This is a genomic window from Phaeobacter sp. NW0010-22 (assembly GCF_040365955.1).
In the GTDB taxonomy this organism is placed as follows: domain Bacteria; phylum Pseudomonadota; class Alphaproteobacteria; order Rhodobacterales; family Rhodobacteraceae; genus OMPR01.
The window spans coordinates 128,937-153,668 of the sequence record NZ_BAABWT010000011.1; the positions used below are offsets into that span (position 1 = coordinate 128,937).

General features: G+C 53.3%; 26 protein-coding genes. 13 read left to right on the top strand and 13 right to left on the bottom strand.

Translation table 11 applies throughout. From position 1 onward, the window contains the following. Window positions 1-2: 2 nt before the first annotated feature. Complete coding sequence (locus tag ABWV33_RS20860) at window positions 3-464, bottom strand: cupin domain-containing protein (protein ID WP_353333536.1); 462 nt, start codon at window positions 462-464, stop codon at window positions 3-5. A gap of 224 nt (window positions 465-688) precedes the next feature. Between ABWV33_RS20860 and ABWV33_RS20865 the strand changes: the two genes are divergently transcribed. Further along, on the top strand, window positions 689-1,594 hold the full coding sequence (locus tag ABWV33_RS20865) for an AraC family transcriptional regulator (protein WP_353333538.1): 906 nt from the start codon (window positions 689-691) through the stop codon (window positions 1,592-1,594). Window positions 1,595-1,676: 82 nt separating this feature from the next. Here ABWV33_RS20865 and ABWV33_RS20870 read toward each other — a convergent pair whose 3' ends face one another. Further along, complete coding sequence (locus tag ABWV33_RS20870) at window positions 1,677-3,368, bottom strand: acyl-CoA dehydrogenase family protein (RefSeq protein WP_353333540.1); 1,692 nt, start codon at window positions 3,366-3,368, stop codon at window positions 1,677-1,679. Between the two features lie 143 nt (window positions 3,369-3,511). On the opposite strand from ABWV33_RS20870, the gene ABWV33_RS20875 reads away from it, so the two are divergent. Then, the gene (locus ABWV33_RS20875) at window positions 3,512-4,279 is read left to right on the top strand and encodes a sulfite exporter TauE/SafE family protein (protein ID WP_353333542.1); all 768 of its coding nucleotides are present in this window, start codon (window positions 3,512-3,514) and stop codon (window positions 4,277-4,279) included. A gap of 17 nt (window positions 4,280-4,296) precedes the next feature. Here ABWV33_RS20875 and ABWV33_RS20880 read toward each other — a convergent pair whose 3' ends face one another. The 4 genes from ABWV33_RS20880 to ABWV33_RS20895 all read right to left on the bottom strand — a co-directional run bounded on the left by ABWV33_RS20880 (window position 4,297) and on the right by ABWV33_RS20895 (window position 8,848). After that, entirely contained in the window at window positions 4,297-5,814 is a 1,518-nt protein-coding gene (locus ABWV33_RS20880) for a trimethylamine methyltransferase family protein (RefSeq protein WP_353333544.1), read from the bottom strand. Between the two features lie 117 nt (window positions 5,815-5,931). Beyond that, window positions 5,932-6,474 (bottom strand): hypothetical protein, encoded by a 543-nt coding sequence (locus ABWV33_RS20885; RefSeq protein ID WP_353333546.1) that lies wholly within the window; start codon window positions 6,472-6,474, stop codon window positions 5,932-5,934. A 31-nt stretch (window positions 6,475-6,505) separates the two neighbouring features. After that, complete coding sequence (locus tag ABWV33_RS20890) at window positions 6,506-6,844, bottom strand: hypothetical protein (RefSeq protein ID WP_353333548.1); 339 nt, start codon at window positions 6,842-6,844, stop codon at window positions 6,506-6,508. Window positions 6,845-7,249: 405 nt separating this feature from the next. Further along, window positions 7,250-8,848, bottom strand: a complete 1,599-nt coding sequence (locus ABWV33_RS20895) for a phosphoenolpyruvate carboxykinase (protein ID WP_113825699.1) — start codon at window positions 8,846-8,848, stop codon at window positions 7,250-7,252. Between the two features lie 339 nt (window positions 8,849-9,187). On the opposite strand from ABWV33_RS20895, the gene ABWV33_RS20900 reads away from it, so the two are divergent. Genes ABWV33_RS20900 through ABWV33_RS20930 form a run of 7 tightly spaced genes read left to right on the top strand, consistent with a single transcriptional unit; the run spans window position 9,188 to window position 14,602 of the window. After that, a complete protein-coding gene (locus ABWV33_RS20900) occupies window positions 9,188-9,895 on the top strand; it encodes a response regulator transcription factor (RefSeq protein WP_113825700.1) in 708 nt (235 codons plus the stop codon). A gap of 33 nt (window positions 9,896-9,928) precedes the next feature. Beyond that, window positions 9,929-11,638 (top strand): sensor histidine kinase, encoded by a 1,710-nt coding sequence (locus tag ABWV33_RS20905; RefSeq protein ID WP_113825701.1) that lies wholly within the window; start codon window positions 9,929-9,931, stop codon window positions 11,636-11,638. A 7-nt stretch (window positions 11,639-11,645) separates the two neighbouring features. Continuing rightward, a complete protein-coding gene (locus tag ABWV33_RS20910; RefSeq protein ID WP_502930927.1) occupies window positions 11,646-12,116 on the top strand; it encodes an HPr kinase/phosphorylase in 471 nt (156 codons plus the stop codon). After that, window positions 12,101-12,991 (top strand): RNase adapter RapZ, encoded by an 891-nt coding sequence (gene rapZ, locus ABWV33_RS20915; RefSeq protein ID WP_251134279.1) that lies wholly within the window; start codon window positions 12,101-12,103, stop codon window positions 12,989-12,991. Before ABWV33_RS20910 ends, rapZ begins: the two co-directional genes overlap by 16 nt. Then, complete coding sequence (locus ABWV33_RS20920) at window positions 12,988-13,380, top strand: PTS sugar transporter subunit IIA (RefSeq protein ID WP_113825704.1); 393 nt, start codon at window positions 12,988-12,990, stop codon at window positions 13,378-13,380. Before rapZ ends, ABWV33_RS20920 begins: the two co-directional genes overlap by 4 nt. A gap of 14 nt (window positions 13,381-13,394) precedes the next feature. After that, window positions 13,395-13,664 carry an HPr family phosphocarrier protein gene (locus ABWV33_RS20925; RefSeq protein WP_113825705.1) on the top strand — a complete coding sequence of 90 codons (270 nt, stop codon included), beginning with the start codon at window positions 13,395-13,397 and terminating at the stop codon, window positions 13,662-13,664. 56 nt (window positions 13,665-13,720) lie between these two features. Further along, the gene (locus tag ABWV33_RS20930; protein WP_113825722.1) at window positions 13,721-14,602 is read left to right on the top strand and encodes a lysophospholipid acyltransferase family protein; all 882 of its coding nucleotides are present in this window, start codon (window positions 13,721-13,723) and stop codon (window positions 14,600-14,602) included. Between the two features lie 347 nt (window positions 14,603-14,949). Here ABWV33_RS20930 and ABWV33_RS20935 read toward each other — a convergent pair whose 3' ends face one another. Beyond that, entirely contained in the window at window positions 14,950-15,825 is an 876-nt protein-coding gene (locus ABWV33_RS20935) for a 3-hydroxybutyryl-CoA dehydrogenase (RefSeq protein ID WP_215193620.1), read from the bottom strand. 166 nt (window positions 15,826-15,991) lie between these two features. Between ABWV33_RS20935 and ABWV33_RS20940 the strand changes: the two genes are divergently transcribed. Continuing rightward, window positions 15,992-16,822: a DUF6473 family protein gene (locus ABWV33_RS20940; RefSeq protein WP_113825723.1), complete on the top strand. Its 831-nt coding sequence runs from the start codon at window positions 15,992-15,994 to the stop codon at window positions 16,820-16,822. A gap of 62 nt (window positions 16,823-16,884) precedes the next feature. Here ABWV33_RS20940 and ABWV33_RS20945 read toward each other — a convergent pair whose 3' ends face one another. From ABWV33_RS20945 to ABWV33_RS20970, 6 genes are all read right to left on the bottom strand, one after another. Next, window positions 16,885-17,814, bottom strand: coding sequence for an electron transfer flavoprotein subunit alpha/FixB family protein (locus tag ABWV33_RS20945; protein WP_113825707.1), 930 nt, complete (start codon window positions 17,812-17,814; stop codon window positions 16,885-16,887). Next, a complete protein-coding gene (locus ABWV33_RS20950) occupies window positions 17,814-18,572 on the bottom strand; it encodes an electron transfer flavoprotein subunit beta/FixA family protein (RefSeq protein WP_164621698.1) in 759 nt (252 codons plus the stop codon). Before ABWV33_RS20950 ends, ABWV33_RS20945 begins: the two co-directional genes overlap by 1 nt. Window positions 18,573-18,801: 229 nt before the next feature. After that, the gene (locus ABWV33_RS20955) at window positions 18,802-19,374 is read right to left on the bottom strand and encodes a cob(I)yrinic acid a,c-diamide adenosyltransferase (RefSeq protein ID WP_353333554.1); all 573 of its coding nucleotides are present in this window, start codon (window positions 19,372-19,374) and stop codon (window positions 18,802-18,804) included. Further along, the gene (locus ABWV33_RS20960; protein ID WP_113825710.1) at window positions 19,374-19,580 is read right to left on the bottom strand and encodes a twin transmembrane helix small protein; all 207 of its coding nucleotides are present in this window, start codon (window positions 19,578-19,580) and stop codon (window positions 19,374-19,376) included. The genes ABWV33_RS20955 and ABWV33_RS20960 overlap by 1 nt, the downstream gene beginning before the upstream one ends. A gap of 74 nt (window positions 19,581-19,654) precedes the next feature. Beyond that, the gene (locus tag ABWV33_RS20965) at window positions 19,655-20,482 is read right to left on the bottom strand and encodes an SDR family NAD(P)-dependent oxidoreductase (RefSeq protein WP_113825711.1); all 828 of its coding nucleotides are present in this window, start codon (window positions 20,480-20,482) and stop codon (window positions 19,655-19,657) included. 68 nt (window positions 20,483-20,550) lie between these two features. Then, window positions 20,551-21,186 (bottom strand): SH3 domain-containing protein, encoded by a 636-nt coding sequence (locus tag ABWV33_RS20970; protein WP_353333557.1) that lies wholly within the window; start codon window positions 21,184-21,186, stop codon window positions 20,551-20,553. Window positions 21,187-21,393: 207 nt separating this feature from the next. On the opposite strand from ABWV33_RS20970, the gene ABWV33_RS20975 reads away from it, so the two are divergent. The 3 genes from ABWV33_RS20975 to ABWV33_RS20985 form a co-directional block, all read left to right on the top strand. Continuing rightward, window positions 21,394-23,742 (top strand): DNA topoisomerase IV subunit A, encoded by a 2,349-nt coding sequence (locus tag ABWV33_RS20975; RefSeq protein WP_113825713.1) that lies wholly within the window; start codon window positions 21,394-21,396, stop codon window positions 23,740-23,742. Window positions 23,743-23,843: 101 nt separating this feature from the next. Next, window positions 23,844-24,419 carry a hypothetical protein gene (locus tag ABWV33_RS20980; protein ID WP_353333559.1) on the top strand — a complete coding sequence of 192 codons (576 nt, stop codon included), beginning with the start codon at window positions 23,844-23,846 and terminating at the stop codon, window positions 24,417-24,419. A gap of 130 nt (window positions 24,420-24,549) precedes the next feature. Beyond that, the coding region (locus ABWV33_RS20985; RefSeq protein ID WP_353332348.1) for a GTP-binding protein at window positions 24,550-24,732 on the top strand (183 nt) is incomplete at its 3' end.

Below are 24,732 nucleotides of genomic sequence, written 5' to 3' on the forward strand. Positions count from 1 at the left end.
CCTCACGCTTCGGGTGGGGGCGGCAGGAAATCAACCTCGTGCTGGGCGGACAGGCGCACCAACTCTTCGGGGTTGGTCACACCGTCAAGTGCAACAAACAGATCATAGAGTTTGCGAGCAGGTGCGACACCAAAGACGCATTTTGCAGTTGCCCCGGAGCGATTGAAAATTCCGTGCGCTACGCCCATTGGCATCCTGACGGTATCGCCGGGACCTGCCTTGTGGACGCTTGGGGGGCCTTGGTCATGGCCAAATTCGACCTCAAGGTTACCCTCTAGCATATAGATCCATTCGTCTTGAGTGGGGTGGATATGCGGTGGCACAAAGGTTTCCGCCGGGATGTCGGCATGCCAGATAAAGGCATTGTCGCTGTGCAATTTGGGCTTGTACGTGTGCCCTACGACATTCCAAACGGCGGTGTTGATCCCATCCGGCGCGCTGGTAATACCAAGCGTTTCTTTCATGATTTCCTCCCTGTTCGACAGTGTGTCATGAAAACGCTAGCCGGAAGTTGCGTCAAGCTTTGTCCAAAATGCGCAGAAATCGTGAGGGGTACATCCCTCTTTTGTTTAAGCTTAAAATAATGTAATTAGTTCCAATGGCTTGCCAGAACCATAATATTTCGGTGGACCCGCTTAATACGCATCATTTGTTTCGCACGCGCGATATAGATGAGGCTCGACAAGTCGTGTCAGCAAAGTTTTGCGATCACAAGCTGATTCCCGGTGATACGTCAGAAGCGTTTGAAACCTGTCATAACCGTGCCTCAGGGCGGTCTTTGTCGCTGAACTTCCTGCGCTACAGTTCAGAGGTTGCGATTGACCCCGGCGAGCTTACAAATTTTTATTTGGTGCAGATTCCGCTGCGTGGTCGTGCCGTTGTCAAAACTGGTGCGCACGAGGTCGAAGCGTCGAACCAAACGGCCAGTATTCTGAACCCGACCGAAGCGACTCGTATGACGTGGCAAGCCGGGTGTGAAAAGCTGTTGGTGCAGATTGACCGGGGGGCGTTGCATGATTTGGCTGAAACGCTGACCGGGCACCATCTGCCCCACGCGCTGGTCTTTAACCCCGAGATGCAGTTGCAAACGGCCGCGTTGCAACGCTGGGTGGATCAAGTGTGGGCCTGTGTGCAAGCGGCGCAAAACGGGGCGGCCTTTGGAAACAGCGCGTACCGTTTCCAATCTGTCATCGAAGAGGATTTGATGACCTCTTTGCTGCAGAGCCAGCCCAATGCCATTACGCATTTTTTGAAAGATCCCCCGGTCGCATTGCCAGCGCGTGCGGTGCGATCAGCAACCGAATACATCCGGGCAAACCTGTCAGACCCGATCACAATGCGGGATATTGCAGGGCAAGCGAATTGCTCGGTGCGCAGCTTGCAAACTGGATTCCAGTCAAGTTTGGGTTGTACCCCCAAACAATATCTGAACCGCCAGCGGTTAAAGCTTGCGCACTATTTGCTACAAACCGCACCGCCAGGAACATTGGTAAGCACGGTGGCCTATGATACCGGATTTGCGCATTTGGGCCGGTTTTCCATCGCCTATAAAGAGGCATACGGCCAATCCCCAAGCCTATCTTTGCTACACTGAAAAAGCGCAATTGGCGTGGGGTTGAATGCAAAAGACCCGGCGCATTGGCCGGGTCTTTTGGTAAGATACATTAGGCAGAGAATTAGCCCAGCAAGCGACGCGCGATAACCTGTGCCTGAATTTCGCCAGCACCTTCAAAGATGTTTAGGATCCGGGCATCGCAAAGAACGCGCGAAATCTTATATTCCAACGCAAAGCCATTGCCGCCGTGGATTTGAAGCGCATTGTCTGCAGCGGCCCATGCCACGCGGGCCCCCAACAGTTTAGCCATACCTGCCTCTAGATCGCAGCGATGCCCGTTGTCTTTTTCCCAAGCAGAGAAATAGGTCAACTGACGTGCAATCATGATTTCAACAGCCATCATCGCCAGCTTGCTGGAAACGCGGGGGAAGTTGATCAGGGATTTGCCGAACTGTTTACGATCCTGCGCATACTGCATGCCGATATCTAGCGCACATTGTGCAACACCGATGGCACGGGCAGCGGTTTGAATCCGGGCGGATTCAAAGGTTTCCATCAGCTGCTTGAAGCCTTTGCCTTCTTCACCGCCAAGCAGGTTTTCACCTTTGACCTTGAAGCCGTCAAAACCCAGTTCGTATTCCTTCATGCCGCGATAGCCGAGGACTTCGATTTCTCCGCCTGTCATGCCTTCGGTGGGGAAGGGGTTGGCGTCATCGCCTGGAGTCTTTTCAGCCAAGAACATCGACAGGCCGCGGTGGTTGTCGTTGCTGGGGTCGGTGCGCGCCAGCAACGTCATTACGTGGGTGCGTGCGGCGTGTGTGATCCAGGTCTTGTTGCCAGTGATTTCATAATCGCCATCGGCATTCTTGACAGCACGTGTGCGCAAGGAACCAAGGTCAGACCCGGTGTTCGGCTCTGTGAATACTGCGGTTGGCAGAATTTCTGCGCTGGCGATTTTCGGCAGCCAGTTGGCTTTCTGCTCATCAGTGCCGCCAGCGATGATCAGTTCAGCCGCAATCTCGGAGCGGGTGCCAAGTGAACCAACACCAATGTATCCGCGTGACAACTCTTCGGAGACAACGCACATGGATGCCTTGGACAGGCCAAAGCCTCCGAATTCTTCGGGGATTGTCAGGCCAAAGACGCCCATCTCAGCCAGCTCATTGATAATCTCGATTGGGATCAATTCATCTTTGAGATGCCATTCATGGGCATAGGGTTCGACTTTTTCGTCCGAATAGCGACGGAACTGGTCGCGGATCATTTCGAGTTCTTCATCCAGACCCGAGGTGCCGTACATGGTTGAACCTGCTTGCTCCTCCATCAACTCAACCAAACGAGACCGGGCGGCCTGTGAGTTCCCTGATGTCATCAAGGATTGGACTTCAGCAGCTTGGAAGCCTGCGAGCGCGTCCCAACCAAGACCCATATCTTGCAGGCGAACGACTTCGCCTTGGTTCATGGGAATGCCACCTGCGATTTGGTGCAGATACTCACCAAAGGCGATCTGAAGCAGCAGTTGTTCGATTTCCCCAAACTTGCCTTCGCCGTTCAGCGTTTCGGCCCAGCGATGCATTTGTTGCAGAGATTGCTGATAGGTTGCGAGCCAAGATAAGCCGTGTGCCGCTGTTTGGTTGGCTTCGATCAAAGCGCCGGAAATCTTGCCATCAGCACTAACCAAGGCGCGCACAGATTCGCGCGCTGCTTCGAAAACTGCATTGACCGGGGCAATCGCCGCGCCGGTGAGGCTCAGAAGTTCGGGCAAAATCACGGAGTTTGTCATCGTCGAAATATCCTGTCCATCATGGGCCATGAATCACATCCTTCTTGGGTCGCTTGGTCATATCACTTTGCACATGCAGCGCAACATAAATACGTTATTTGCTTTTGTTTGGTTCTATAATTACGTGACATTTTTTTGCGGTGCAGCATGAACAAGGGGTGTATGAGGTAAGAATGACATCGATTTTCTCCATTACCTCTCCGTCAGAACTAGCGCTGATATTTTTGATTGCCACATTGGGGGGGCTGATCAAGGGGCTGGTCGGATTCGCCATGCCAATGGTCTTGATCGCGGGTTTGACTATGATCGTGCCGCCTGACTGGGCCCTTGCTGGGGTGATACTCCCGGCTGTGGTGGCAAACGGGATGCAGGCACTGCATTCTGGTAAGGCGGCGGCGATCGCTTCGGTTTTGCGGTTTCGGGTTTTCTTGCTGGTTGGATTGGTTTTTCTGCTATCCAGTGCTCAACTGGTGACGCGTGTTGAGCCAGATACGTTTATGTTGATGATCGCGGTTCCCGTTGTTGCCTTTGTGCTGATGCAACTGTTGGGGGTCCGCTTCAGAGCGCATCGCCAATCCGCACGGCTAGACGCCTTTGTCGGCGCAATCGCTGGGTTCATTGGAGGGATGTCGGGGGTTTGGGGCCCACCAACTGTCGCCTATTTGACCGCCCTGGATACCCCAAAGCAGGACCAGATGCGCGTTCAGGGCGTGGTTTATGGGTTGGGCGCCGTTGCGCTTGCCATCGCGCACGTAGGGTCGGGTGTTCTGCGGATGGAAACCTTGCCGTTTTCAATCCTACTCGTGTTGCCAGTGACTATTGGAATGTGGCTTGGCGGCCAGTTCCAAGGCAAAATCGACCAAGCTATGTTTCGCAAGCTGACCTTGTTGGTTTTGTTGGTTGCTGGGCTGAATCTCTTGCGTCGTGCTCTGCTTGGATAGAGCCGCTCTTGTCGTGCCTATAAGAGCGGCAGAATATCGCGAATGGCTTTGTCTTGGTCCTCGGACAGGTAATCGGGGTGGTGTTCGTCAAGGATAAGACGGGCTTTGTCCCGGGCTATGGACCAAGCATCAGGTGCTCCCTTGTCTTGCCATACTTTGGGCGAATCACGGTCCGCTAAAGACGGATAGAAATAGTCCCGTTCCATGGCCGAAAGGGTATGCGCGCCGCCCAGAAAATGCCCTTCGCCCAAGACAGCATCACAGATGGCGTCGAACCCAAGGTTTTCCGGGGTAACCTCTACACCGCGCAGAGCCCGGTAAGTGTGCGCATGCATTTCGTCGTCCAGCACAAACCCCTCAAAACTGACACCCAAGAGGGATGCTGTCATGCCGGAGCTTTCATAGATCAGATTCCCACCGGCCAAAGCCGCGGCAAGGGAAGTCATGGCTTTCTCGGCGCCGTACTGCGCGTCCAGCGCTTTGGCGTCAGTCATCGATGCCGCAACACCAGAGGGCAGGCCGAGCCAGTTGGAAAGCTGAGCAGAAGCCGCATTTAAGACTGCAATTTCACCGCCTCCGCCGGCAAATGCCCCCGTACGTAAATCAATAACCAAGGGCCAGTTGGAAAACACCATGGGGTGGCCAGGTTTGAGAACCTGAACCATGATCAGACTAGCGAGGGTTTCCGCCAAGGATTGGGCCAGAAACCCAGCCAAAGTCGCCGGAGCTGTAGCGCCTGCCTGTGCTGCCGTGATGCAGGATACCGGGATGTTATGTTTTAAACATTCAAAAACAACGTCCACGGCATCTTCGGCATAGCGCATCGGGGAAATCACCGGAGAAATATGCGCCTTCATAAATGGACGCTGTGCAAACGCACCGTCTCCACCGGCGGCGATATCAAGCATCCGAACAATCGGCGAAACGTGTTCTGCCAAAGTAAAGGCCGTCGCAGTTGGCTTGGTTGTGTGGCGCAGCAGAGTGTAGGCCGTGTTTGTGTCCAGTTCGAAATTGTCGGGTACATCTGTTGCGATGCAGCATCGGGTGAACCAGCTTACGTTGGTCAGCTTGTCCTGCAACCTGGTGAAATTGCGAAGATCTGCAAGGGTCGATGGGCGGTATTGACCTGTGTCTATGTCTAACGTCTGGACCGCTGCACCGCCGGTGCCAAAAAAAACCCGGTTTCCCCCAACTTCTATATCTCGAGCTGGGTCGCGTCCATGCAGGACAAATGTCTTCGGCGCGGCCGCGAGCGCAGAGCACACCATGTCTCTGGTAAAGAGCAGTCGGCCATTTTGGTTTATCGCACCGGCTTCCAAGAGTGGTCCAGCCAAGCGCTCTGGCGTCTCTCCCATCCCAAGCTCGGCGAGCAGGCGCAGCGCAGTCTGGTAGATCGCGTGCAATTCGGAATCGGACAGTGGCCTGTAGCGTCCCCCGATTTGCCCAGGGGGGCAAGGATGAATCTTTGGTGGTGCAGCGCGCTGAGCGATGCGACCTTTGCGGCCAGAACGGGCGGGGCGTTTCGAGGATGTCATAAAGGCCCAATCTATGGTCAAGTTTCACCTGACTAGACACGATTGATTTCAATTCGCTCAAGGGGCTGGGTGACTTTGCTGAAACTTAAAAATGACATTCGAAAAAACAAAAAAGTCTCAAGCCCGGCGGCGTGTTACGCGGAAAACCAATAGCAACCCCAGCATCAGGAAAAACAAGCCTGCCACATCTCCGATGAGATAGGCAAAAAATTCAACCGTTGCGCTTCCGAATGCGAGGTTCGTTAGCCCAGAAATCAAAAGTGATGTGACGATGCCGACCCCCATTACACAGGGCCAGCATGGTGCTGCGTCAGGTTTGGGAAACAGATCCCATCCTAAGACTTTTAGAGTGTAGAATGTGAGGGGAACAGTGATGACAGCGATGCCAATCGCAGCCAGTCTGCTCGGCAAAAAGGCGTCCATCCCGCCCAAATACACAAAAACCAATAAAACCGCTGGAAGTAGGGCGTAGATCGCACGCCATCCCAGCAACCAAGCAGTCAAAACGCGAATACCATGTGGTAGGAATAGCAAGCTGGCGTGGCTGGGGTATTCAGGAAAAAAGGCGTTTTGCAGTGGCATGACCACTTCAAATGTTACCAAGAACGCCAGCAGGTATGCAGCCGAAGCTATTAGGGTTTCAAGGAGGGCTGATCTCAAAAATGGTACCCTTGACTGACGAGTGTCTCTGTTAGTCAAGCGGCTCATTTACGAGATAGCGTCCACGATTGACCGAATGACATTGGGACAGATAGCCTTTTGTCACAAGAGATTTCAACGCTCGGAAGAAGGTTGGTCGTGAAACGCTTTCGAGCAATGAGTGTTCGATAAGGCCGACCGTACGGACATCTTGACCCTCTTGAGAAAGCTCGCTCGCAGCATAATAGATATCACGTTCAACTGCGGAGAGGTCCTGCAGCCCCAAGGAACGCTCCATGCTCATCATTAGTTTTCTGAGTTCTGCTAATTTGGATATTTCCATCATCGTTGCGAATTGCCCAAGCTGATTGTTGCCAAAGTTGTTTGCCATCGCGCTGGGTCAATAAGCCACAGCGCCCTGATTTGTCTCATATTGACACAAGTGGTCAAGTTAATAAACTTACAGGATATTTAGGCTGCCCTTGAGTGAGTGGTGGTAGCTGCTAGCATTTTAAACGCTCTGGTTCGACGCTAATTGGCGTCGAACCTATTCTTTATAGCATCATACATATCTTATCCTGTGTTGTTCAGCAATTGCTTTTGAGTGAAGCGTTTCCGAATTGCTGTAAGGCATTTGCTTTCGGGCATAATTTTTTCGTGTAAGCACCCAATCGTTCGACGTTTCAGCGGATAGGCGATCAGGTGCTCTCTCCTATTGACGCAAAAGCCCGGCACAAAACATGCACCGGGCTTTAGAAAGAGGTTTTGAAAGCCCCTTTGCATATGTGTGCTCGGATTAACCGATGGCGACGGCTTTCACGTCTTCATCGATATAGGGGATGTATTGTTCGAAGTTGTCCGAGAACATCTGAACCAATTTTGCAGCTTGCTTATCAAAGGCTTCCTGATCATCCCACGTGCGACGAGGGTCCAGCAGAACTTCGGCAACTCCGGGTACAGAGACAGGAACATCAAAACCAAAGTTAGAGTCTTTGCGGAACTCTGCTTCGGCCAAGGAACCATCAAGGGCTGCAGTCAGCAGCGCACGGGTTGCACGGATGGGCATCCGCGATCCAACACCATAAGCACCACCAGTCCAGCCAGTGTTCACCAGCCAGCAGGTTGCGCCGTGCTGAGCAATCTTGTCGCGCAGCAGGTTGCCATAAACTTCGGGACGACGCGGCATAAAGGGCGCTCCAAAGCAGGTCGAGAAGGTGGGCTGTGGTTCTGTCACACCGCGCTCTGTTCCGGCCACTTTAGACGTGAAGCCTGACAGGAAGTGATACATGGCCTGAGCGGGTGTCAGGCGTGCGATCGGAGGCAGAACCCCAAATGCATCACAAGTCAGCATGATGATGTTCTTTGGGTGACCACCACGGGCCGAAGTTGACGCGTTCGAGATGTATTCGAGCGGGTAAGCGCAACGCATGTTGGCTGTCAGGGAATCGTCGTCGAAGTCCAACTCTTTGGTTTCTTCGTCAAAGATCATGTTCTCGATCACAGTGCCGAATTTGGACGTGGTCGCATAGATTTCTGGTTCAGCTTCAGGGTTGAGGTTGATGGTTTTGGCATAGCAACCCCCTTCGAAGTTGAAGGTGCCCTGATCTGACCAGCCATGTTCATCGTCACCAATCAAAGTGCGCGAGGGGTCTGCCGATAGCGTTGTTTTGCCAGTGCCTGACAAGCCAAAGAACACAGCTGAGTCGACAGGGTTGCCGTGCGCGTGGTTGGCCGAGCAGTGCATCGGCATGATGCCTTTTTCGGGCAGCAGGTAATTCAACAGCGAGAAGACTGATTTTTTGTTTTCACCCGCGTACTCTGTACCGCCAATCAAGATGATCTTTTTGTCAAAGTTCATCGCGATTACGGTTTCTGAGCGGCAATTGTGTTTCGCCGGATCTGCTTGGAAGCTGGGGCAGTTGATCACAGTGAAATCCGCGATGAACTCGTTCAGTTCGTCGCGCGCTGGGCGACGCAGCAGATGGCGAATAAACAGGTTATGCCAGGCGAGTTCAGTCACCATACGCACATTGATTGAATGCGCTGGGTCGGAACCGCCTACCAGATCCTGAACAAAGTAGTCGCCACCCTTCATATGCTCGAGCATATCGGCATGAAGCGCGTCGAAACCCTCTGGGCTCATCTCGGCGTTGTTTTCCCACCAAATGGTGTCTTTCACGCTGTCAGTTTTGACGACGTGTTTGTCTTTGGGCGATCGGCCAGTGAATTTGCCGGTGGTAACCAGAAACGCGCCGCCGTTGCCGAGCGTGCCTTCGTTCCGCTTGAGCGCGGCTTCGATCAGCGCCGGTTCCATAAAGTTGTAATAGACATTGCCCAGACCCTCGATGCCCTGATCTTCGAGGCGGAATTGCGGGTTAACCCGTCCAGATGTCATGTGTGTCTTCTCCTGTGGCGGCGTTGAGCGCCAATAAGGCGCCCGTTTACCGTGGGGGGCGTTGAGCCGACTAAATGTCGGTTGAGGCGGGTCTTAGCATGACGATTTGGGGCGTGAACAGGACGCTTTAACGCAGTTAGCGCAACCAAGGCGATGTTTAGCGCAACCATCAAAATCCAGCGGTTCCTATCGGCTACGAATTAACCATCGGTAAGGCATTTTTGCCTCTAATCAGAGGAAATGGACCGCGGGGACGTAGTTATCGATTGATTCGCGGGGGGAAAGCAGCGATGAATAAGAAAAAAATAAGGCAATAATGAGCAGCATAGGGGCATTCATATGTCAAAGATTGCTTTGGTGGACGACGACAGGAATATCCTGACGTCGGTTTCCATGACTCTCGAAGCCGAAGGTTTTGAGGTCGAAACGTATAACGATGGACAGGCCGCGCTTGACGCATTCAACAAAAAGCTACCCGATATGGCAGTGTTGGACATCAAGATGCCGCGGATGGATGGAATGGACCTGTTGCAGCGTCTGCGCCAGAAAACACAGATGCCGGTTATCTTCCTGACATCAAAGGATGATGAGATCGACGAAGTGCTTGGTCTTCGGATGGGCGCTGACGACTATGTTAAAAAGCCGTTCTCGCAGCGTCTGCTTGTGGAACGCATTAGGGCGTTGTTACGTCGCCAAGATGCGATCGCCGGAGATGAGGCCGGTACCACTAATGGCGGTGAAACCAAGGTGATGGAGCGCGGGGATTTGCGAATGGACCCGCTGCGCCACGCGGTCAGTTGGAGGGGCAAAGATGTCTCGCTGACAGTGACGGAGTTTCTGTTGCTACAAGCGCTTGCACAGCGCCCAGGGTTTGTAAAAAGCCGGGACCAACTGATGGATGTGGCTTACGATGATCAAGTATACGTTGATGATCGGACAATCGACAGTCACATCAAGCGGCTCCGCAAGAAAATGCGCAGCGCAGATCCAGATTTTGCAGCGATTGAGACGCTGTATGGGATCGGGTATAGGTATAACGAGGAGTAATCTGCCATTTTAGGCAGTCGAAAAGAGGCTTTCGTGCGCGATACCGGTACATCTCAGACTGATCGGAGTGGCGATGTGGTGCTGGGCGACGATTGGGTTGCCCCTCAAAGCACCGTGTCGCAGGAACTGCGGGTCAAACGCGCGCGTCGCAGCCTGTTCTCTTTGCGAGGGTCTCCGCTGACACGCAAGATCGTTACCTTCAATTTGATTGCTTTAATTATTCTGGTCTCTGGGATCCTGTATCTCAACGACTCTCGCGATGGTCTTGTCCTTCAGCGAGCGGGCGCATTGGTTGGTGAATCACAGCTCGTTGCAGACGTTTTTGAGGCACAGTTGTCATCAGGTACCCCAGTAAATCTAGCAACTGGGGATGGTATTGACGTTAGTGAAACGTTGGAGGGGCTAAGTCTCAGATCTGGCGTCGAAGTTTTTGTTTTTGACGGGGCTGAAAACCTGATCGGGCAAGTCAAAGGGCGTGAGCAAAGTGATGCGATTGCTGCACTCGAAGGTGGTGATGCTGGAAAAACGGTCATTAGTGACGGCCTAACAGCGATGTGGTCTGCCGTATCTTCGGTTTTCGCCACGCCCGCCAATGTTGTGCCCCCGGTTCTCGAAGACCAAGTAAAGGGGCTCGTGCCTGCCGCTTTGGCGGGAGGAGCGCGAGTCGAAACCGTGGTTGATTCGACGGGCGGGACCATCTTTGCGGCGGCAACACCAATCCTGCAGAATGGAAACCCAATTGGGGTTGTCGCGATGGCCAGCCCCGCTGGCGAGATTGACTCACTGGCGCGCCGTGAACGCGAAAGTGTTCTGCAAGTCTTTGTTGTCGCTTTGTTGGTTTCTGTCGGCCTGAGCCTTGTGCTCGCATCAACAATAGCCAATCCGTTGGCCGACTTGGCTGAGGCCGCAGAACTTGGCCGGGATCGTCATACGCGTCGCGTGAATCCAGGGCGTATTCGGATCCCAGATCTGACCGCAAGGCCCGACGAAATTGGCCACCTGAGCCGTGCACTCCGCGGAATGGTTTCAGCGCTGTATAACCGGATTGACGGGAACGAACAATTTGCGGCCGATGTTGCGCACGAAATCAAAAACCCTCTTGCGAGCCTGCAATCGGCGGTTGGAACACTGCGTATGGTCAAAAGAGATGATCAGCGAAATAAGTTGATGGATGTGATTGAGCATGACGTTCGGCGGCTGGATCGGCTCGTCAGTGATATTTCCAATGCGTCCCGATTGGATGCAGAGTTGGTAAAAGAAGAAGAAGAGAGCTTTGATCTGTTAAATATGCTGGCTAACCTAAACCAGTATCTGGGTGAAGATGCTCGAAGCAAGGGTATCGATTATATTGCGGATCTACCGCCAGACCCTATTATTATTCATGGACTTGAAGCGCGGTTGGCTCAGGTTTTTGTGAACCTCATAACAAATGCAGTGTCTTTCTGTGAAGATGGCGATGCCATTCGTGTGTGGGCGCGGAGGCGGTCAAATCGGGTGTTGGTTGTCGTCGAGGACACGGGCCCGGGTATTCCCGAAGAGGCGCTCCAAAAGATCTTCAAACGGTTCTATTCTCAAAGGCCAGAAGAGCATTTCGGCAACAACTCAGGCCTAGGCTTGGCAATCTCCAAGCAAATTGTTGAGGCGCATGGTGGTGTGGTCTGGGCTGAAAACATTCGTCCAACAGAGGCCGATATTACGTCTGACCCTCTTGGTGCAAGATTTGTTGTTGGTTTGCCGGTGTAAGTCATAGATGACGCTAAAAGCCTTAGAGTCAGTGCTCGGACAGGATAGGGCAGTGATTCACGCCAACAGTGTCGCGATCGGAGGGCGAGCCGTGCTTATCGTTGGGCCGTCGGGGTCCGGGAAATCAAACCTGTCATTGCAATTGATGGCTTATGGGGCTGAATTGGTTGCCGATGACAAGGTGATATTGGCGGCGTCTGGGAGCAGAACAAATGTCTCCGCTCCAGAGGCTATTTCGGGTCTTATCGAAGCACGTGGTATGGGGATACTCCGGGCTTCTGCTGCACAAGAAGCATCGCTGGCTGCAGTTGTTGATCTGAGCAATACAGAAACACAGCGTTTGCCCGAACCACGCGAGGTTCAGGTGCTTAATCAGATCGTTCCCTTGTTTTACAACGTCGCCACCCCACATTTTGGTGCAGCGATCATTCAATTTTTAAAGAGGGGGCTGGTTAGCTCTGAATGGGTGCACCGATGACGAAGAAGCAGGTAGTGTTGGTTACTGGGCCTTCTGGGGCAGGGCGCTCAACGGCAATAAACATTCTTGAAGACCTTGAATTCGAAGCAATTGACAATCTTCCCATGGGTCTTTCGGAAACCTTCTTGGAAAATGAAACGAAAGACGGTCCGCTTGCGTTGGGGTTGGACTCCAGAAACCGGGACTTTTCTACCGAAGGGTTCTTGGGGCTTGTTTCCAAGTTGAAGCAAAACCAAGAAATCAAATGCCATACTCTATATTTGGATTGTAGTGCCAATGTTCTGTTGCACCGTTTTTCCGAAACGCGACGACGTCATCACCTAGCTGCGGCGCGAAGTGTTGAAGAGGGGATTGCGCATGAAAAAAAGTTGCTGACGATGATCAAGGAGAGGGCGGATTTTTATATCGATACCTCTGATTTGAATGTGCATCAGCTACGGCGAGAGGTGGAAAAATGGTTTGCCCCTCGCGAGGGTCGAGCCTTGTCGATTTCGGTAGAATCATTTTCCTATAAAACGGGGGTCCCCCGAGGTTTGGATATGGTGTTTGATTGCCGTTTTCTGGCGAACCCTCATTGGAAGCCGTCATTGCGGCATTTGGACGGGCGGGATCAATCCGTTTCCGAATATGTGAAATCGGATGCTCAGTATCAGCCGTTTTTTTCGCGAGTTCTCGATTTGATCCAACTTCTCATTCCTGGGTTTAAGGCCGAAGGGAAAACGCACCTCTCCATCGGGTTTGGATGTACCGGGGGACAACATCGATCCGTAACTTTGGCGGAATCAATGGCAAATGCTCTTGCAGCTGACGGTCAGCAGGTGTCAACTAGGCACCGGGTGATGGAGCGCCGTTTCAAGGATGCGAGGCCAGTTTGATCGGGATAGTGATTGTTGCGCATGGTGGGCTGGCCAGAGAGTATCTGGCAGCCATGCAGCATGTAATCGGGCAGCAAGTAGGTTTGATTGCTATTGCTATAGAAGCTGAACATGATCGCGATCTTAAGCAACGTGAGATTTGTGCAGCGGCTGATAAAGTTGATGCTGGACAGGGCGTTGTCGTGGTTACTGACCTCTTTGGAGGATCCCCTTCGAACCTCAGCCTGAAGGCTTGTACACCGGCTGACCGCCGTATTTTGTACGGTGCGAACCTACCTATGTTAATCAAGCTTGCCAAAAGTCGTCACCTGCCGATCGCCGATGCCGTGCGCAACGCAATGGAAGCGGGAAAAAAGTACATTAACACGCAAAACGTATCAATTGAGTGAATAAGCGGAACCGTATGACCCAACGCACCTTGAAAATTGTTAACGAAAAGGGCCTGCACGCTCGCGCTTCAGCCAAGCTGGTTGAGGTTGTCGAAGGTTTCGATGCCTCTGCCGAAGTGTCCAAAGACGGGCTTTCTGCTGGAGGTGATAGTATTATGGGCCTTTTGATGTTGGCAGCCTCTCGCGGAACCTCTATTGACGTCGAGACGTCTGGACCGGATGCTGAGGCGTTGGCAGAAGCGCTTGAAGCTTTGGTAGCCGATAAGTTTGGCGAAGGATTCTGATCAATCCCGTCTGACATCGTGTAGAACGGAAAGATCTTAAGGTGACGGATAACACCGTGCAAAAAGACAAGATTTCTCAATCGCCTGAGACGGATGCGTCTGAGGGAGAGGTCTATGACCGCCGTACGCTGACGTATGCGAACTCGTTTGATGACGTCTGGACATCTACTCTGATCAAGATCGTCGAGTGGTGCACAGGTAAGCTGACGATCCTGCGTATGGTCAAGAAATTCGAAAAAATCAACGAGCAGCATCGCGGGCAGAAATTCTGGCGTGGCGCGCTGAATGTGATGGGGGTCGACCTTTTAACCCCAGAAGAGCAGATTGCGCGCATACCTAAAGACGGCCCAGTGGTTGTTGTGGCAAACCATCCCCATGGCATGGTTGATGGTATGATTTTTGCTGATCTGATCGGACGTGTTCGTCAGGATTACCGCATTCTCACACGCTCGGTTTTAACTGGTCTGGATGAGGCTGCGACCTCTTTCATGATCCCTGTTCCCTTTCCTCATGACCCTGAAGCGCAGGCGAAAATGATGGAAATGCGTGCGAAAACAATGACCCATCTCAAGGAAGGTGGCGTCGTGGCCTTGTTCCCGTCTGGGGTCGTTATGTCTTCGGACAGCATGTTTGGTCCTGCGATTGAGCAGGAGTGGAATGTTTTCACGGCCAAAATGATCCGCCGCTCCGGAGCAACAGTGGTCCCGATCTTCTTTCCGGGCTGCAACTCAAGATGGTATCAGATCGCAAACCGGGTCTCACCGATTTTGCGGCAGGGCCTACTGCTGCATGAAATTGTGCGCTCCTGCAACAAACCCCAAGCTCCGGTCATTGGGGAGCCCATTTCAGATCAGGATATGAAACTGCTGGAAAAAGACCCTCGTGGCTTTATGGCCTGGTTGCGAAACCATACGCTTGCTTTAGGGAAACGAAGTTAACTTCGAAAGCTGAGGCGTGCAAAAGGAACCCGACTTCTTTTCTAGTTCTGTCGGCAAATATTAGAATGAGAGCAGTGGTTGTTTATAAATGTGACCAATCATCCGCTTGAACTCATTCTATATTCCTCTGCTTGATGGCGTTTGGGCGCGACCAGGCAGCATGGCTTCTTTGCTTCACAGGACGGGGTGCACGTGTTTCTACATGATAGAGAGCTTTTCAGTAAATTCGAATAGACGGGTCATCTAAAGAATATACCAACATCGATCTTAGAATGAAAAGCCACGATCACATGGATCGAGGCTTCAACATGTACAGGCCTAGGATCGGTTTGTGCGGCGCGTTGTTTCTACCGTGTTGGTACGGGCGCATCGCCGCGATAATCATAGAACCCACGATTGGTTTTTCGACCTAACCATCCGGCCTCGACGTATTTGGTAAGTAGGGGGCAAGGGCGGTATTTTGTATCTGCCAGTCCTTCGTGCAAGACGTTCATGATCGCCAAGCAGGTATCCAAGCCAATGAAATCAGCCAGTTCCAATGGACCCATTGGGTGATTGGCCCCAAGTTTCATGGATTGGTCAATGGATTGGACATTTCCGACGCCTTCATACAGCGTGTAAACAGCCTCGTTGATCATCGGCATCAGAATTCTGTTAACGATAAATGCAGGGAAATCTTCTGCACTGGCCGCAGTTTTCCCCAGTTTGTCGACCACGTCTTTGCAAGCGGCATAAGTGGGTTCATCCGTGGCGATGCCTCGGATCAATTCTACCAACTGCATCACAGGAACGGGATTCATGAAATGAAAACCCATGAATCGTTCTGGGCGGTCCGTTCGGCTAGCAAGCCGTGTGATCGAGATTGACGAGGTGTTGGACGTTAGAATGGTATGTGGCGCCAGATGAGGTTGAAGTTCATCGAAAATGGCTTGCTTGATCGGCTCCCGCTCGGTTGCGGCTTCGATTACAAGATCGCTGTTCCCTAGATCTGGCAGTTTTAGCGTCGTGGTGATGCGCCCCAAGGCACTGTGCATATCTTCGTCGCTGATTTTTCCACGGCTGGCCTGACGGCCAAGATTTGCCGCAATGATTTTTTGAGAAGCATCAAGCGCGTCTTGACTGATATCAGTCATCAGTACGTCATATCCGGCAACGGCGAGAACGTGGGCAATCCCGTTTCCCATTTGCCCTGCGCCAATCACGCCTACTGTTTGAATGCTCATTCCATTGTGCCTCTCATTGCGTGTTGCAAGAACCTTATCTGCACCATGGGGCGAACAGCAAGAGGCGAGGGACTGTGCAATTCGCGTCAAATTTGCGCGTTAAGAGAATCGCTACGAATTGGGCCGCAATGTGGTTTTGGGTGACGAAAACACATTGGTGGGTGACATGAGTTATGAAAGGCCGGGCGTAGACACGCCAGGGGATCAAACGTGTCAGTATGGGGCTTCCAAATTGCACTTCCGTGGGCCGAAACGGCCCCTGGATGTCCCTTACGTGGCATGTATTGGTGGTACAGAAACATTTGGGCGCTTTGTGCCCGATCCATTTCCTGCGGTGCTGGAACGTAGATTAGGCGAAGTGTGCGTTAATCTGGGATGTATTAACGGTGGGCTGGATACGGTGATACAGGATCCCGAGCTTTTAAGGATGGCGCATAAGGCGGACATCAGCATTCTGCAGCTGCCCGGGGCACACAATCTGTCCAATAGATTGTATCGGGTTCATCCCAGACGAAATGATCGGTTCTTGCAGGCCTCTGAAACACTGGCAGGCCTTTATCCAGAGGTGGATTTCACGGAGTTTCATTTCAACAAGCACCTGCTGAATCATTTGCTTGCATTTGGGGCGGATCGCTTCTCTCTGGTGAAACGTGAACTGCAACAGGCTTGGCTGGCACGTATGCGTTTGCTGGTGTCTCAGATGGACGGGGTCATCGCCTTGCTCTGGTTGCGCTATGATGGCCAGGAAGAGGATGTTGCAGAAAGTGGTATGGGGGCAGACCCTTGGCTGATAACGTCCGACATGGTGGAAAAACTGCGCAATGACGTCTCTACGATCGTCGAGGTGTCAGTACAGCCTGCCGGAGCGTCAGATGAACTTGAAGACATGATCTTTGGAACGATGCAGGAACCAGCTGCCGAACATATGATGGGCCCGGCGACGCATCAGATTGTTGCCGATAAAGTCTATCGAGCATTACGAGATTTGGATGAATAACAAAAAAGGCCCGCCAATCTGGCGGGCCTTTCAAGTTTTAGCGATAAGATTGCCTCGTAGGCTTAGCCCAACTTTTCGGTCAGTTCGGGAACTGCCGCAAAGAGGTCAGCAACCAGACCAAAGTCAGCAACCTGGAAAATAGGTGCTTCTTCGTCTTTGTTGATTGCGACGATGATCTTAGAGTCTTTCATGCCGGCGAGGTGCTGGATCGCACCCGAGATACCAACGGCAACATAAAGCTCAGGCGCAACAACTTTACCTGTCTGACCAACCTGCCAGTCGTTCGGTGCATAGCCCGAGTCAACAGCAGCGCGAGAGGCACCAACGGCGGCGCCCAATTTGTCTGCCAGACCTTCGATCAGTTTGAAGTCTTCCTCAGAACCAACGCCGCGGCCACCTGAAACAACAACGCCAGCCGACGTCAGTTCAGGACGGTCGCTTGCCGCAACTTTGTCTTCAACCCACTCAGATAGACCAGCATTTTCAACAGCCGAGATCGCTTCAACCGAAGCGGATCCGCCTTCGCCTGCCGCGTCGAACGTTGACGTCCGGAAGGTGATGACTTTCTTGGCGTCATTCGACTTAACGGTCTGGATTGCGTTACCTGCGTAGATGGGGCGCTCGAACGTCGAACCATCAACAACACCGGAAGCATCCGAAATCACCATAACGTCCAACAAGGCCGCGACGCGAGGCATCACGTTCTTGGCGTCGGTGGTCGCGGGCGCAACGATGTGCTCATAGTCGCCAGCCAGAGAGGCGATCAGGGCCGCAGTGGTTTCAGCCAGACGGTGACCCAGCGACGCGTCTTCGGCAACAAGCACCTTGGAAACGCCGTCGATTTTTGCAGCAGCTTCGCCAGCGGCAGCAGCAGATGCACCAGCGCACAATGCGGTCACGTCACCCAGTTGCTTTGCAGCGGTTACGGCTTTGGCAGTTGCGTCAAACGCAAGTTCGCCACCGTTCACTTCGGCAAGGAGAAGAACAGCCATTACACAGCCCCCGCTTCTTTGAGTTTCTCGACCAGTTCGTCAACCGAACCGACGATGATACCAGCGGCGCGTGCTGCGGGCTCTTCGGTCTTGACGACTTCGAGGCGCGGCGTGACGTCGACGCCATAGTCGGCGGCGGTTTTCTCATCCAGAGGCTTTTTCTTCGCCTTCATGATGTTGGGCAGCGACGCATAGCGTGGTTCGTTCAGACGCAAGTCAACGGTGATGATGGCGGGCATCTTCACGTTGATGGTCTGCAGACCACCGTCTACTTCGCGGGTCACAACGGCTTTGTCACCATCAACGTCAAGCTCAGAAGCAAACGTACCCTGAGACCAACCCAGCAGTGCTGACAGCATCTGACCGGTGGCATTCATGTCGTTGTCGATGGCTTGCTTACCGGCCAAAACGATGCCGGGCTGCTCTTCTTCGACAATTTTCGCCAAGATTTTGGCGACGGCCAGAGGCTCGATGTCTGTGTGAACATCATCAGCAGCAACAACCAGGATCGCGCGGTCTGCGCCCATGGCCAATGCTGTGCGCAGGGTTTCCTGGCTTTGCTTGACGCCAATGGATACGGCGACGATTTCGTCGGCCTTCCCGGCTTCTTTGAGGCGGATGGCCTCTTCTACTGCAATCTCGTCGAAGGGGTTCATCGACATTTTTACATTGGCGAGATCAACACCGCTTCCATCCGCTTTCACACGAACTTTTACGTTGTAGTCAATCACGCGCTTGACAGGCACGAGTACCTTCATTTTTGCGTATGCTCCTTAACAAAAACGGCAAGCCGCCAGGCGACTCCACCAATGCTCTCACGGGGTAGATAGCGAGTCGGTGCGGCGTGGAACAGGGCAAAATCGTCACGTCATGCCCTATCGACGTCGCGTTTTGTCTTTTTTTCCTAACTACGCGCAAGAATATTTCGTGGACGATGGTGCTGAGCGCGTTGGAAATGACCCAAAAAACTGGGGTTTATCAGGATTGTTAGCGATTTGCGCCGGGAACCCAAAGAACGTCGTCTTTTCCGCCGTTATTTGCGGTACGCGCAGCGACAAAGAACCAATCGCTAAGGCGATTAAGGTATTTGATGGCTGCGCCGTTCACAGATTCGACCCCTGCCAATTCAACCGTCAACCGCTCTGCGCGACGGGACACTGTACGGCAGACATGCAGCTGGGCGGCAAGGGCCGACCCGCCTGATAGGATAAAGCTGCGGAGCGGTTCGAGATCTACATTCATGACATCAATCTCTGCTTCGAGACGATCAACCTGTGCCGTGGCGATCCGGAGCGGCGGGTATTCAGAATCAGCATCCTTTTCCATGTCAGGGCGACATAGGTCGGCGCCAAGATCGAAGAGATCATTCTGGATCCGGGACAGGGCTGCATCGATATCGCCTTTTGCAGACAGCCTTGCCACTCCAACAAATGAGTTCAATTCGTCTGTGGTGCCATAGGCGGCCACGCGATCCGCATATTTTGCAACGCGATCCCCATTGCCCAGTGCCGTTGTTCCACCATCACCAGTGCGGGTGTAAATTTTATTCAGAACAACCATTACTGGCCTCCTTGGCCGCGTAGATAGACGTAAAGCACGATCAAAACGACGGCGATAAACTGGAACAGCAATCGAAGACGCATCATCTTATTGCCGTGCTTAGCGTTAAAGGCTCCGCCGCCTGCAAACCCGCCTAGGCCGATTGCCAGCACAACAACAACGGCTGCCATGGCTAGTATCATTACAACATAAACAATATCGCCCATGGGGGCCTCGCAGGTTTGGTTCGACTACATTTGATCTAGCGGGCCGATGCGAAAAAGCGAACTGGTTTTTTGTCTCAGAGGCGACGCAAGATGCGGTCAATTGCCCGCGTCGACAGAATTCGACGCAGATAACCCGCGATATAGGTCGGCGTGGTTACGTAATAGCGGGGGCGTGGATTTTTAGCTGTTACAGCAGAGACCAATCTAGCGGTCACTGCCGAAGCAGGCAGCTCAAAGGTGTCCGTCCCTGTGTTTTCGTAGAGACGTTTCAACAAAGATGTCTCGTACAAAGGGCGCAGAGCCGAGTTTTTCCAATCAACGAATTGTTCAAAGTGAGGGATCGCTTTTTCCCGCAACTTGGATGTGATTGGGCCGGGTTCGATCAAAACGACGCGGATGTCCGTATCGCTAAGTTCTAGGCGCAGTGTATCAGACAGCCCTTCGAGCGCGAATTTTGTCGCAACATACGCCCCGCGCCAACGAAACGACACTAGGCCAAGAACGGACGAGCATTGCACAATGCGCCCATGTCCTTGTGCGCGCATCACGGGGATGATCTGTCGGGTGAGTTCGTGCCAGCCAAAAACATTGGTCTCAAAGATGTGGCGCAATCCATCAGTCGAGACATCTTCCACGGCACCGGGCAACCCGTGTGCGCCATTGTTGAACAAGGCGTCCAGGGTGCCACCGGTCGCAGCTAGGACTTCGCCCAAACCAGAGGTGATGCTGGCAGAATCGGTATAGTCAATGCGGGGGCTTTCAAAGCCTTGAGCCCTGAGGCGGTCGCAATCGCGTTGCTGCCGGCATGATGCAAAGACACGCCATCCCTTGGCGCGCATGCCGTGGGCTGCATCAAGGCCGATGCCCGATGAGCAGCCGGTGATCAAAATAGATTTTTGCATGACGCCCTTTGACTGACCTGAGCACAGCTATGCCAACAGACGAATCCGGGCGCAACGCAGAGTGAGCTTTAGCGTGTTTTTTTTGTGATAAGTGACGCGGCGACCCAGCCAGTTTGTCTTTCTGGCAACACTCTCAGGCGCAACCAACCGGTTCCGGATTCACTGAGCACCTCGACCTGATGTCCAATGTTGAGGCGGGCAACAACTGGGTAAATGGTGCCAGGCCCATCGCGCATGTTGACGCGCGTGCCCATGACCTCGCGGATATCTGGCTTTGGCTCTACATATTCAGGAGCGGGCGTCGCTGCGGCAGGTTCGGTGGGCTCGACCGCTGTGATCGAGGCAGCCCCCTGTTCAAGAGACGCAAGGCTAAAGGTCTGTGTTGCCGTCGGTTGAATAACGTTGCCGTTGGTTGCAAGGCTGGCGCTGATCTGCGCAAGGCCAGCGGCTTCTTGTTCGGCTGTCAGTTCCGGTTTGGGCTCCGGGGTCTTTACAACCGGGGCTTTGCGGCGGGCGATTGCTGGTTTGGCCACCAGTGTTGTTGCGACTATCTGGGTGGAAATTGAATCGGTGTTGGTCTTTTGAGGTTGCGCGATTCGCTCGGGTTTGGGGGGGCGAACGCCACGAGGTTCGAAATCGGCACCCCCGCTCAGCTCATAAAAAGCAAAACTAAGCACAGCAAAAGAAAGTAAGACAAAGCGCATTGTAGCGCCCCCCGGACAGCACAGTGGTGAAATGGAATCGGCAGAAAACTAGCCAATTTCAACATATCATATTTTCTGAATTTTGTCTAAACACGGGGAATGTCCGCGCGATTGCCCCCCTTTCTGGGGTGCCTTTCTGCGACTTACCCCCAGCAAAATTTCTTCGCTTGCTTTACCCAAGCGTCTGGGCGGCGTATCACATGATCTATGACGGATACCATCGATGACCCCAACATGAAGCCCCCAGAGCCGGGTACTGAAGTAGCAGAGCCGCTGCGCCGTGCCATTGGCGAGCGTTACCTGACCTACGCGCTATCAACGATTATGCATCGGGCGCTGCCGGATGCACGTGATGGCTTGAAGCCAGTACACAGGCGGATTCTCTATGCAATGCGCGAACTCCGCTTGAGTGCGACAGGGGGATTCCGCAAGTCGGCTAAGATCTCAGGCGATGTGATGGGTAACTATCACCCGCACGGCGACGCTGCGATTTATGATGCCATGGCGCGTCTGGCGCAGGACTTTAATGTCCGTTTCCCGCTGGTTGATGGTCAGGGGAATTTTGGCAACATCGACGGCGATAATCCGGCTGCGGCACGATATACCGAAGCGCGCATGACCATCGTTGCCGAAGCTTTGCTCGATGGGTTGAACGAAGATGCCGTTGATTTTCGTGAAAACTATGACGGAACGCTGACCGAACCGGTGGTGTTGCCAGCCCAATTCCCGAACCTGCTGGCCAATGGCTCAAGCGGGATCGCGGTTGGGATGGCGACAAACATTCCGCCGCACAATATCGCTGAGCTTTGCGATGCCTGCCTCCATCTGATCAAAGTGCCGGACGCGCGCGACGATACGTTGCTGAATTATGTGCCGGGGCCTGATTTCCCGACGGGCGGCATTATCGTCGAACCACCGGAAAACATCGCACAGGCCTATCGCACTGGGCGTGGGTCGTTCCGGTTGCGCTGTAAATATGAGATCGAAGATCTTGGGCGTGGGCAGTGGCAGATCATTGTCACCGAGATCCCGTATCAGGTTCAGAAATCCAAACTGATCGAAAAGATCGCCGAGCTGATCCAAAACAAGAAGATCCCTATTCTGGGGGATATTCGTGATGAATCCGCGGATGACGTACGCATTGTACTGGAACCGCGTTCCAAGAACGTCGAACCCGAAGTTCTGATGAGCATGCTGTACCGCAGTTCCGACCTTGAGGTGCGGTTCTCGCTCAACATGAATGTGTTGATTGATGGGCTGACACCCAAAGTGTGCTCGATGAAAGAGGTGCTGCGCGCCTTTCTTGATCATCGCCAAGAGGTGTTGTTGCGCCGCTCGCGTCATCGTCTGGGCAAAATTGATCACCGTCTCGAAGTGCTCGAAGGCTTTATCATTGCCTTCCTGAACTTGGACCGTGTGATCGATATCATTCGCTATGACGAAGATCCCAAAGCCGCTTTGATGCGCGAGGATTGGGGGCTCTCACATCCGCGCGCCATGGACGAGGCCGATTATGTTTCGCCCAAACCGGGCGAGGGGGAGCTGTCCGAAGTTCAGGTTGATGCTATTTTGAACATGCGTCTGCGCAGTTTGCGACGCCTTGAAGAAATTGAGCTGAACCGCGAGCGTGATGCGCTGATGTTGGAGCGGGCTGAGTTGGAGGACCTGATTTCAGATCCAGAACTCCAGTGGGCCAAAATCTCAGATCAGCTGAAAGATACCAAAAAGACATTCGGAAAGAACTACGAAGGCGGCGCTCGTCGGACCCGATTTGCCGAAGCTGGCGAAGTCGAAGAGGTGCCCTTGGAGGCGATGATCGATCGAGAACCGATTACGGTTGTCTGTTCTCAAATGGGTTGGATTCGGGCCATGACGGGCCATATTGATCTGAACCGCGAGCTGAAGTTCAAAGATGGCGATGGACCACGTTTTATTTTCCATGCGGAAACCACGGACAGGCTGCTGGTTTTCGGAAACAACGGTCGTTTCTATACCTTGAGTGCTTCGACCCTACCCGGTGGACGCGGGATGGGGGAACCACTGCGTCTGATGGTGGATCTGCCAAACGATGTGGAGATCGTGGATCTCTTTATACATGCTCCTGATCGCAAGCTTCTGGTTGCCTCAAGTACGGGCAATGGGTTCGTGGTGCCTGAAAATGACGTGCTGGCCCAAACCCGCACAGGTAAACAGGTGCTCAACGTCAAAGGTGACGAACGCGCAATGATCTGTAAGCCGGTTTCGGGCGACCACGTGGCTGTGGTTTCGCAGAACGGTAAGTTCCTTGTGTTCCCGGTTGAAGAGCTCCCCGAGATGGGGCGCGGTAAGGGCGTGAAGATCCAGAAGTACAACATGGCCCGGGGTAAGCAGGGTGCGTTGGAGCTGGATGGCGGTCTGTCTGATATCACGACCTTTAAGTGGGAAGAGGGACTGAGCTGGCCCATGGGCGGGGATAAAACCCGCCATGAGACGGATCTGTCGCCGTGGTTGGCAAAACGCGCCACAGTCGGCAAACGCCCACCATATGGCTTCCCGCGGGATTATAAATTTGCGTGACACATGTGCCGCGATCGAACTGAAACGCGCCGATGCTTCTTGGCATCGGCGTTGATGCTGGGATACACCCCGGAACAAAGAAGCTTATCGAGATCTGATACATGTTCCGAATTCTTACGACCTTGACGGTTGCGTTGTTTCTGGCAGCTTGTGGGGAAACACAACTGAACGAAGCACCCGAAGACATGGGCGCTTTTCGTGCCCGGGTCGTGCACGTCTTTACGGACAAGGCGCTGAAATGGCCTCTGTCGCGAGATGCAGAGGCGTCAGAATGGAACGCGCCGATGGAGCGCGCGATGGAAACACGCCTGCGACGGTATGATGGTGCGCAGGAATATGATGTGGCTGTTTCGCTCGAGGGCTTCTTGCTAGCCCCTCCGGGTATTCCAGTTCTGGTTAATCCCAAAAGCGTCGTGGTTGTGAATGTATTTGTCTATGATGTGGCCCGTAAAGAATATCTGGCCCGCAAGGTGCAGATGGAGGTCTACGAGGACACCACAGGCCAGAGTGCGATTCTGGGCTCGGGCCATAGTCGCACCAAAGAAGAACAGATCGCGGGCCTGTCGCTGAACATTGCCGACAAGATCGAGGAATGGATGGCCGAAGAGCACAAGGAAAACGGCTGGTTCGACAAGCGACCCGATACCGTTCTGGATGCGGAAGCCGCAGCTGAATAAGCGAAACAAACCCAGAGCCGAGAGAATGCGCAGGATGCTCTTGATTTTTGTTTCCAAACCAAATATCTCGCGCGCGCAGACGTACAACCGGGACCCGAGGTCCCCCAAATTGCAAAAGGGTGCCTGAGGCATGGCTAAGGAAAAGTTTGAACGCAATAAACCGCACGTCAACATCGGCACAATCGGCCACGTTGACCACGGTAAGACCACGCTGACCGCAGCGATCACCAAATACTTTGGTGACTTCAAAGCCTACGACCAGATCGACGGCGCACCCGAAGAAAAAGCCCGCGGCATCACCATCTCAACAGCC

Excerpts from the sequence above, each read along its gene's own strand:
- rapZ (WP_251134279.1), top strand. The coding sequence starts at position 12,101 with ATGGGTGCACCGATGACGAAGAAGCAGGTAGTGTTGGTTACTGGGCCT.
- ABWV33_RS20880 (WP_353333544.1), bottom strand. The coding sequence starts at position 5,814 with ATGACATCCTCGAAACGCCCCGCCCGTTCTGGCCGCAAAGGTCGCATC.
- ABWV33_RS20900 (WP_113825700.1), top strand. The coding sequence starts at position 9,188 with ATGTCAAAGATTGCTTTGGTGGACGACGACAGGAATATCCTGACGTCG.
- ABWV33_RS20875 (WP_353333542.1), top strand. The coding sequence starts at position 3,512 with ATGACATCGATTTTCTCCATTACCTCTCCGTCAGAACTAGCGCTGATA.
- ABWV33_RS20970 (WP_353333557.1), bottom strand. The coding sequence starts at position 21,186 with ATGCGCTTTGTCTTACTTTCTTTTGCTGTGCTTAGTTTTGCTTTTTAT.
- ABWV33_RS20975 (WP_113825713.1), top strand. The coding sequence starts at position 21,394 with ATGACGGATACCATCGATGACCCCAACATGAAGCCCCCAGAGCCGGGT.
- ABWV33_RS20870 (WP_353333540.1), bottom strand. The coding sequence starts at position 3,368 with ATGGCCCATGATGGACAGGATATTTCGACGATGACAAACTCCGTGATT.
- ABWV33_RS20950 (WP_164621698.1), bottom strand. The coding sequence starts at position 18,572 with ATGAAGGTACTCGTGCCTGTCAAGCGCGTGATTGACTACAACGTAAAA.
- ABWV33_RS20980 (WP_353333559.1), top strand. The coding sequence starts at position 23,844 with ATGTTCCGAATTCTTACGACCTTGACGGTTGCGTTGTTTCTGGCAGCT.
- ABWV33_RS20935 (WP_215193620.1), bottom strand. The coding sequence starts at position 15,825 with ATGAGCATTCAAACAGTAGGCGTGATTGGCGCAGGGCAAATGGGAAAC.
- ABWV33_RS20890 (WP_353333548.1), bottom strand. The coding sequence starts at position 6,844 with ATGGCAAACAACTTTGGCAACAATCAGCTTGGGCAATTCGCAACGATG.
- ABWV33_RS20910 (WP_502930927.1), top strand. The coding sequence starts at position 11,646 with ATGACGCTAAAAGCCTTAGAGTCAGTGCTCGGACAGGATAGGGCAGTG.
- ABWV33_RS20960 (WP_113825710.1), bottom strand. The coding sequence starts at position 19,580 with ATGGGCGATATTGTTTATGTTGTAATGATACTAGCCATGGCAGCCGTT.
- ABWV33_RS20945 (WP_113825707.1), bottom strand. The coding sequence starts at position 17,814 with ATGGCTGTTCTTCTCCTTGCCGAAGTGAACGGTGGCGAACTTGCGTTT.
- ABWV33_RS20940 (WP_113825723.1), top strand. The coding sequence starts at position 15,992 with ATGAGTTATGAAAGGCCGGGCGTAGACACGCCAGGGGATCAAACGTGT.
- ABWV33_RS20955 (WP_353333554.1), bottom strand. The coding sequence starts at position 19,374 with ATGGTTGTTCTGAATAAAATTTACACCCGCACTGGTGATGGTGGAACA.
- ABWV33_RS20965 (WP_113825711.1), bottom strand. The coding sequence starts at position 20,482 with ATGCAAAAATCTATTTTGATCACCGGCTGCTCATCGGGCATCGGCCTT.
- ABWV33_RS20895 (WP_113825699.1), bottom strand. The coding sequence starts at position 8,848 with ATGACATCTGGACGGGTTAACCCGCAATTCCGCCTCGAAGATCAGGGC.
- ABWV33_RS20925 (WP_113825705.1), top strand. The coding sequence starts at position 13,395 with ATGACCCAACGCACCTTGAAAATTGTTAACGAAAAGGGCCTGCACGCT.
- ABWV33_RS20860 (WP_353333536.1), bottom strand. The coding sequence starts at position 464 with ATGAAAGAAACGCTTGGTATTACCAGCGCGCCGGATGGGATCAACACC.